Origin of the sequence: Herbaspirillum autotrophicum (assembly GCF_001189915.1) — a bacterium.
GTDB lineage: Bacteria > Pseudomonadota > Gammaproteobacteria > Burkholderiales > Burkholderiaceae_D > Herbaspirillum > Herbaspirillum autotrophicum.
On sequence record NZ_LFLS01000067.1, the window covers coordinates 1 to 7,750 of the forward strand.

Sequence of the window (7,750 nt, forward strand, 5' to 3'; positions counted from 1 at the left end):
TATAAAAACCAAATCAAAAAAATTTCAGGGAGACACAACATGAAAGTCGCATATTTACTAGGTTTGACGCTGGCTGCAGCAAGTTTCAGTGCAGAGGTGCTGGCAGCCGACTGGGCCGACAACTCGGTCGGCATCAGTTATGGTTCGCGCTACCGGGAGCCGGGTGTGAATGAAGATATCGCCAAGACGGTATTCAATTTCACCCACGCCAGTGGCTACAAGTACGGTTCCAATTTCTTCAGCGCCGATTTTCTGAAATCGGACAGCAAAGATCCCTCCGCCGGCACCGGCAATACCGATGGCGCGCTGGAAGTGTATGCGGTGTATCGCAATCAGTTGAGCATGAGCGCCGTCAGCGGCAAGAAGCTGGCCTTCGGTCCGGTGCGCGATGTCTCGCTGAGCGCCGGCTTCGATGTCGGTACCAAGAACACCACCTTCGCGTCGCGGCCGATCAAGCTGGTGATCGGACCGACGCTCAACTTCGCGATCGACAAGGGCTTTTTCGATTTCAGCGTGTTCTATTATCACGAGACCAACAATAACGGCATCGTTGGCAAGAAAGTCACGTTTGACAGCACCTACCAATTGTCGGCGGCCTGGAGCAAGGGCTTCGAACTCGGTTTGCCGCTGGTGTTCAAGGGCTATGCCGTGCACACCGGGGCCAAGGGCCTGAACGGCTTCGGCATGGGAACCGGACCGGAAACCGTGGTCCACACCGTGCTGATGGCCGATATCGGTTCACTGGCCGGAAAGCCGGGCACGGTTTATGCAGGCGTTGGCATCGATCATTTCACCAACAAGTTCGGCGAGCGCGGCGTCAATCAGACCACCCCGATTGCCGCGCTGGAAGTGCATTTTTAAAGGAAGTTACCGGCTTTTCAACTGAAACGGCAGGACACGTCCGGGGAGGGGCGGAACCGGAACGTGTCTCGATTGCCAAGGGTGAAAAACTGCTCTTGGCGCAGAAGACTGTTTGCTAATATGATTGCGCAGATTTTTTTAGTTAATCAAAAAGAGGAAAGCATGGAGATCAAACCGAACCGCCGCACTTCACTCAAGCTGATGCTGGCTGCTACCGCACTGGCAGCAGGCATGCCGTTGTCAGTGTCGGCCCAGACCAAGATCAAGGTTGCCGCCATTTATACCGTGCCGGTGGAACAGCAATGGGTAGGCCGGATTCACAAGGCACTGAATGCCGCCAAAGCACGCGGCGAGATCGACTATCAATTTTCCGAAAACGTAAAAAATGCCGATTATGAGCGGGTCATGCGTCAATACGCAGAGGCCGGCAATCAGTTGATCATCGGTGAAGCGTTCGCAGTGGAAGGCGCGGCGCGCAAGGTGGCCAAGGACTATCCGAAGGTGGCGTTTCTGATGGGGTCGTCCGGCAAGCCGCAAGCGCCGAATTTTTCCGTGTTCGATAACTATATCCAGGAAGCCTCTTATCTGAGCGGCATGATTGCCGGCGGCATGACCAAGACCAACAGCATCGGCATGGTCGGCGGTTTTGCGATTCCGGAAGTCAATCGCCTGATGCACGCGTTCATGGCCGGCGCCCGCGATGTCAATCCCAAGGTCAGCTTCCTGGTGACCTTCATCGGTTCCTGGTTCGATCCGCCAAAAGCCAAGGAAGCGGCGTTTGCGCAAATCGACAAGGGCGTGGACTTGTTGTATGCCGAACGTTTCGGCGTCTCGGATGCGGCCAAGGAACGCGGCAAGCTGGCGGTCGGCAATGTGATCAATACCCAGCAGCAGTATCCGCAAACCGTGGTGGCATCGGCGTTGTGGAACATGGAACCGACCATCGACCGGGTACTGGCGGCGGTCAAGTCCAATCAGTTCAAGGGTGAGGATTACGGCCAGTATTCCGGCATGAAATTCAAAGGCAGCGAACTGGCACCGTTAGGTACCTTCGAAGGCAAGGTGCCGGCCGCAGTGATGGACAAGGTGCGGGCGCGGGAAAAAGAAATTCTGGCCGGCAAGTTGCAGATCAAGGTGGACGACAGCGAACCGAAGTCGGGCAAGTAAGCCGACCGGCAGGCAACTAAGTAAGCAGATAAGCCAGCAAACAAGCCAGCCTCCTGCAAAACCTGCGGCGACGACGGATCAGGTCGCTGCCGTGGGGTTTTGCAACCCTGTTTTGCTGTCGTGACAATCTCTTTGATTGGATTTTTATGCGTCATCCGACTGTTCTGAAACTGAATGGGATTACCAAACGTTTTGGCAACCTGGTCGCCAACAATGCCATTTCACTGGAACTGGCGCGCGGTGAAGTGCTGGCGCTGCTGGGTGAAAACGGCGCCGGCAAAAGTACGCTGATGTCGATTCTGTTCGGCCATTACGTCGCCGACGAAGGCGATATCGAAGTATTCGGCCAGGCCTTGCCGGCCGGACGTCCGCGCGCTTCGCTGGCAGCCGGGATCGGCATGGTGCATCAGCACTTTGCGTTGGCCGACAATCTGACCGTGCTCGACAACATCTTGCTCGGTTGCGAATCCATGTGGAGCCTGGTATCCAATCGCCGCGCCGCGCGGGCCCGCTTGCTGGAACTGGCGCAGCGTTTCGGACTGGAAACCCGCCCCGATGCGCTGATCGGCAGTTTGTCGGTGGGGGAAAAGCAGCGCGTGGAAATTCTCAAGGCCTTGTATCGCGGCGCCAGGATTTTGATTCTGGACGAACCGACCGCGGTGCTGACGCCACAGGAGAGCGAAGAGCTGTTCGTGATCCTGCGCCAGATGGTGGCAGAGGGATTGTCGATCATCTTTATCAGCCATCGTCTCGATGAAGTATTACAGGTCAGTCATCGCATCGCCATTTTGCGGCGCGGCGAACTGGTGGCGCAATTGCCGGCGGCTGGCGCCAGCAAGCACCAGCTGGCTGAAATCATGGTGGGACGGGAAGTGGTGATGCCGCATTCCCGGCCGGATACTGCCGACGCGCACAAGGTGCGTGAGCAGGTGTTGCAGTTGCAGGCAGTACATACCGCGCAGGAACACGGCGTGGCACTCAATGATGTCTCGCTGACGATTCATGCCGGCGAAATTGTGGCGATTGCCGGGGTGGCCGGTAATGGTCAGGAAGTATTGGCGGATCTGTTGAGCGGGCTGGTACTGCCGACCGCCGGCAGCGTGCAGTTCAATCAGGCGCCGTTGCCGGCCTCGCCGCGCGCGATGGTCGAAGCCGGAATCGGCCGCGTGCCGGAAGACCGGCATGCCGTCGGTGTGGTGGGCGATCTGGCGATCTGGGAAAACGCCACGCTGGAAACCTACCGCTCGCCGCGCTTTGCCGCGTATGGTTTGCGGCGTCAGCAGGCAGCGCTGCAATACGCTGAAAAGATCGTGACCGATTTCGATGTGCGCCTGACCGATATTCATGCCAGCACGCGCACCTTATCGGGCGGCAATATGCAAAAGATGATTCTGGGCCGGGTCTTGTCGGAGTCGCCGAAACTGCTGATCGTCAATCAGCCGACCTGGGGCCTGGATGTCGGCGCCGTGGCGTATGTCCATCAGCGCTTGCTCGAAGCCCGGGCCGGTGGCGCTGCGATTTTGCTGATCTCGGAAGATCTGGATGAAATCTTTGCCATGGCGGACCGCATCGGCGTGATGCATGCCGGGCATCTGGGGCCGGCCAGGCTGGCGCAGGAGTGGGATCTGGCGGCGATCGGACTGGCCATGGCCGGTTCTGCGGCTCCGGCCGCCGGCGCTGAAACGAATCCCGTGCCGCTGACACATCTCGCCAGTGCCTGAGGCGTTGACGCCGGCCCTGATGCCTCACGATAACGACTCGAATTACAGGAAATAACATGCAACTCGTTCCTTATGTCAATCCTTCGCGCTGGCGCATGACGCTGGCGCCGGTGTGGGCGCTGTCCGGCACGCTGCTGATTTCGGCCTTGCTGATCTGGCTGGCGCACGCGCCGGTGTTGCAGGCGTTCGGCCTGCTGCTGAGCGGCGGCTTCGGCAGCATGTTTGCCTGGTCGGAAACGCTGACGCGCGCCACGCCGCTGATCCTGACCGGTCTGGCGGCAGCGATTGCGTTTCGCGCCCGCTTGTACAACATCGGCGCCGAAGGGCAGTTGTATATGGGCGCGCTGGCAGCCATCGTGGTCGGCGGCATGCATGGCGGCACCGGCTGGGGTTTGCCGGTGATGGTGGAATTTCCGCTGATGCTGCTGGCGGCGGCATTGGCCGGCGCCTTGCTGTTGCTGATCCCGACCGTGCTCAAGACGCACTTCGGCGTGGATGAAGTGGTGACTACCTTGCTGCTCAACTTCATTGCCTTGTTGTTTGTGTCGATGATGCTGGACGGGCCGATGAAAGATCCCTTGTCGATGGGCTGGCCGCAATCGGTGGCACTCAACCCCGAACTGGAGTTGACGCGGCTGGTCGATAAATTGCGGATTCACTCCGGACTGGTGATGGCAGTCGTGCTGGCCTTGCTGATTCATTTCGTCAACAAGCGCACCGTGTTCGGTTTTGAAATGCGCGCGGTCGGCGCCAATGCCCGTGCTTCGCGCTTCGCCGGCATGTCGGTCAACAGCGTGATGATCAAGACCGCGCTGTTGTCGGGTGCGGTGGCGGGGCTGGCCGGCGCGTTTGAGGTGGCCGGCCGCACTTCCTACATCACGCTCGACATGTCGCCCGGCTACGGCTACACCGGCATCGTGATCGCCATGCTGGCCGCGCTCAATCCGGTCGGCGTGGTATTCGCCTCGATTTTCATTGCCGGCATTCTGGTGGGTGCCGACAGCATGAGTCGCAGCATCGGCGTGCCGACGTATCTGGCCGATGTGGTGGTCGCCGTGTCGTTGATCAGCATGCTGATAGCAGTGATGCTGGCCAAGTACAAAATCATTTTGAAATAGGCGGACCCCATGGAAATACTGGATATTCTTGGCAACGGCATGTTCTGGGTGGCAGTGCTGCGCATCAGTACTCCGCTGATTTTCGGCACCCTCGGCGTGCTCTTGTGCGAACGCGCCGGCGTGCTCAATCTGGGCATCGAAGGCATCATGGTGGCGGGCGCATTTGCTGGCTGGTTTGCTGTATTTCATGGTGCCGGCTTGTGGACCGGCGTTGCGGTGGCGGCGCTGACCGGCATGGCCTTCGGTTTGCTGCACGCGATCCTGACCGTGTGGCTGGCCTTGTCGCAGCACGTGGCCGGGCTCGGCGTCACCTTGCTGGCCACCAGCCTGTCTTATTTTTCGTATCGCCTCAGCTTTCCGACGGTATCAACGCCGCCGACGATTCAGCCGTTTGCCGAAATGACCTGGCTGCACATCCCGGTATTCAGCGGACAAACACCGCTGACCTTGCTGGCACTGGTGGCAGTGCCGCTGATTGCGTATGCCTTGTATCGCACGCCGCTGGGACTGGCAGTGCGCATGGCCGGTGAAAACCCGGCGGCAGTCGAAGCACAGGGGCTGAGCGTGTATGGTCTGCGTACCGGCGCCATCGTCGCCGGCAGCGGCTTGATGGGGATTGCCGGCGCAGTGCTGACGCTGTCCTCGTTCAATGCGTTTTTCTTCAACATGGTCAATGGTCGCGGTTGGATTTGCGTGGCCCTGGTCGTATTTGCTTCATGGCGTCCCGGCAAGGCGCTGATCGGCGCTTTGCTGTTCGCCATCTTCGAGGCCTTGCAATTGCGCCTGCAACAATCCACCGGCGGCTCGATATTGCCTTATCAGTTGTATCTGATGCTGCCGTATGTATTGTCGATTCTGGCGCTGGTGATCGTCGCCCGGCGCGCGGCGTATCCGCAGGCACTCATGAAACCGTATCGTAAAGGGGAACGTTAATGGAGTTGATCATCAGAAATGCCAGTCTGCCGGATGGCCGGCAGGGCATCGATATCGGTATCAAGGACGGGCGCATCGCGGCCGTCACGCCAGCACTGGCGGCAACCGCTGCACAGGAAATCGACGCCGGCGGCGATCTGGTCGCGCCGCCGTTCGTGGATCCGCATTTCCATATGGATGCCACGCTGAGCCACGGCTTGCCGCGCGTGAATCAATCCGGCACGCTGCTGGAAGGGATCGCCCTGTGGGGCGAGCTGAAACCCTTGCTGACACAGGAAGCCCTGGTGGAGCGCGCCCTGCAATATTGCGACTGGGCAGTGGGGCGCGGTTTGCTGGCGATCCGCTCGCACGTCGACATTTGCGATGACCGCTTGCTGGCAGTCGAAGCGCTGTTGCATGTCAAACGTCAGGTGGCACCGTATCTCGATTTGCAACTGGTGGCCTTTCCGCAGGACGGCGCGTTGCGCAGCCCGACCGCGATGGCCAATCTGAAGCGCGCGATTGCGATGGGCGTGGATGTAGTGGGCGGGATTCCGCATTTCGAACGGACCATGGCCGATGGCGCCGAGTCGGTCCGGCTGCTGTGCGAGTTTGCCGCAGAAAAAGGTTTGCGCGTGGACATGCATTGCGATGAATCGGACGATCCGCTGTCGCGCCATATCGAAACACTGGCGTATCACAGCAACCGGCTCGGTCTGCATGGCCGGGTGACGGGTTCGCATCTGACCTCGATGCACTCGATGGATAACTATTACGTCAGCAAGTTGTTGCCGCTGATCCGCGAAGCCGGGGTGGCGGCGATTGCCAATCCGCTCATCAATATCACGCTGCAAGGCCGGCATGACACGTATCCGAAACGGCGCGGCATGACGCGGGTACCGGAAATGCTGGCAGCCGGGATTGACGTCGCATTTGGTCAGGATTGCGCGATGGATCCCTGGTACAACCTCGGTTCGGGCGACATGCTGGAAGTGGCGCACATGGGATTGCATGTGACGCAGATGACCGGGCAGGACGCCATGCGCGCCTGCTTCGACGCCGTCACCAGCACGCCGGCGCGGATTCTGGGACTGGAAGGATATGGACTGGAAACCGGTTGCCATGCCGATCTGGTGATCCTCGACGCCGCCAATCCGATTGAAGCGATCCGTTTGCGGGCGGCCCGCCGCTTCGTGATCCGGCGCGGTCAGGTGATCAGTACCGCCCCTGCCGCACACGCCACATTGCATCTGCCGCAACGGCCGGCGCATGTGAATTTTCGTTTGCAGCGCTGACATCTGATACGGCGACAAGGGGAGCGGTAATGCTCAAGGCATGGTTACTGGCGGCACTCGGGTGCGGCGTATTGCTATCACTGCAGGCGCCGTTGAACAGTCGTCTGCGGGTCGGACTCGATTCGCCGCTGGCATCGGCGCTGATTTCATTCACGGTCGGCATGCTGGTATTGCTGGCGATCTGGCTGGTGCGCCTGAGCATCGGGCGCGAAACCGGCATCGGCAGCACCAGCGGTTTTACCGATATTCCATGGTGGGCCTGGCTGGGCGGTTTTTGCGGCGCTACCTATGTGACGCTGGCGATCCTGGCGTTGCCGCATACCGGCGTGCTGTTGCTGGTGGCGTGCACGGTGCTGGGACAACAACTGGGCGCGTTGCTGATCGACCATTTCGGCTGGTTCGGCATGGCGCGCCAGGTGTTGAGCTGGCAGCGCGTGGGCGGCGTATTGCTGGTGCTGGCCGGCACCTGGCTGGCGCAATTGAAGTAACAAGTGTGACGAGTGACGACAATAATTTCAACTTGATGGAGACATGATGTACATAGGCATACCCGGGGAAACCCGTGCCGGCGAAACCCGCGTAGCGGTGACGCCGGAAACGGTCAAGAAGTTACTGGCAGCAAAGCATCAGGTAACGATCCAGAGCGGTGCCGGCGTGCACGCCAGCATTCCGGATC

General features: G+C 59.7%; 7 protein-coding genes and 1 pseudogene. All 8 read left to right on the forward strand.

Annotated elements, in window-relative coordinates; genetic code table 11:
- Positions 1-39: 39 nt before the first annotated feature.
- Positions 40-861 carry a hypothetical protein gene (locus tag AKL27_RS26650; RefSeq protein ID WP_157057135.1) on the forward strand — a complete coding sequence of 274 codons (822 nt, stop codon included), beginning with the start codon at positions 40-42 and terminating at the stop codon, positions 859-861.
- A 201-nt stretch (positions 862-1,062) separates the two neighbouring features.
- Complete coding sequence (locus AKL27_RS26655) at positions 1,063-2,028, forward strand: BMP family protein (RefSeq protein WP_198156103.1); 966 nt, start codon at positions 1,063-1,065, stop codon at positions 2,026-2,028.
- Positions 2,029-2,174: 146 nt separating this feature from the next.
- Complete coding sequence (locus AKL27_RS26660) at positions 2,175-3,749, forward strand: ABC transporter ATP-binding protein (RefSeq protein WP_050465934.1); 1,575 nt, start codon at positions 2,175-2,177, stop codon at positions 3,747-3,749.
- A 56-nt stretch (positions 3,750-3,805) separates the two neighbouring features.
- The gene (locus tag AKL27_RS26665) at positions 3,806-4,867 is read left to right on the forward strand and encodes an ABC transporter permease (protein WP_050465935.1); all 1,062 of its coding nucleotides are present in this window, start codon (positions 3,806-3,808) and stop codon (positions 4,865-4,867) included.
- 9 nt (positions 4,868-4,876) lie between these two features.
- Entirely contained in the window at positions 4,877-5,800 is a 924-nt protein-coding gene (locus AKL27_RS26670; RefSeq protein WP_050465936.1) for an ABC transporter permease, read from the forward strand.
- Complete coding sequence (locus AKL27_RS26675; RefSeq protein WP_050465937.1) at positions 5,800-7,074, forward strand: amidohydrolase family protein; 1,275 nt, start codon at positions 5,800-5,802, stop codon at positions 7,072-7,074. Before AKL27_RS26670 ends, AKL27_RS26675 begins: the two co-directional genes overlap by 1 nt.
- Positions 7,075-7,103: 29 nt before the next feature.
- Entirely contained in the window at positions 7,104-7,562 is a 459-nt protein-coding gene (locus AKL27_RS26680) for a DMT family transporter (RefSeq protein ID WP_050465939.1), read from the forward strand.
- A 46-nt stretch (positions 7,563-7,608) separates the two neighbouring features.
- Positions 7,609-7,750: pseudogene (locus AKL27_RS27415) on the forward strand (NAD(P)(+) transhydrogenase (Re/Si-specific) subunit alpha); the annotation flags it as partial.